This window comes from Plantactinospora solaniradicis, from assembly GCF_042658085.1.
Lineage (GTDB): Bacteria > Actinomycetota > Actinomycetes > Mycobacteriales > Micromonosporaceae > Plantactinospora > Plantactinospora solaniradicis.
Genome location: NZ_JBHSPR010000106.1, coordinates 1 through 696, shown reverse-complemented (window position 1 = coordinate 696; position 696 = coordinate 1). Strand labels below are relative to the sequence as shown.

Here is a 696-nt window from a genome sequence, read left to right as displayed (position 1 = left end):
CGTCCGGGCCGACACAGGAACTCCTGGCCGGGATCTGGGCCGAGGTGTTGGGCGTGGACCAGATCGGGGTACGCGACAACTTCTTCACCCTGGGCGGGCATTCCCTGCTCGCCACGCAGGTGGTGTCGCGGATCCGGGCCGTGTTCGGGGTGGAGGTGCCGGTCGCGGCGTTGTTCGACGGTCCGACGGTGGCCGAATTGGCGGCCGTGGTTGCCGGATCGGCGCAGGGCACCGATACCCCGCCGATGGTGCGGGTGGACCGTGACGGGTTGTTGCCGTTGTCGTTCGCGCAGCAACGCCTGTGGTTCCTGGCCCAGCTTGACCCGGGATCGGTGGAGTACAACCTGCCGGCCCGGATCCGCCTGGCCGGCGACGTTGACGTCGTGGCGCTGGCCGCGGCTGTGGGTTTGTTGGTGGCCCGGCATGAGGTGCTACGGACCCGGCTGGTCGCCGATGCTGACGGGGTGCCGTGGCAGGTGGTCGACCCGCCGGCTGCGGTCGACCTGCCGGTCGTGGACTTGTCCGGTGAGGCCGACCCGGCCGCCGCCGCACAGGCGTGGCTGGCCGCGGACGCGGTGGTGCCGTTCGACCTCGCGGCCGGGCCGTTGCTGCGGGCGACGTTGCTGCGAGTCACCTCGGATGAGCATGTGTTGGCGTTGGCGATGCATCACGTGGTGGGTGACGAGTGGTCGGCCG

1 protein-coding gene is annotated in these 696 nt (G+C 70.8%); it reads left to right on the top strand.

Annotation, left to right across the window (positions count from 1 at the left end; genetic code table 11):
* On the top strand, positions 1–696 hold a 696-nt coding region (locus tag ACFP2T_RS47215), incomplete at both ends, for a condensation domain-containing protein (protein ID WP_377434437.1).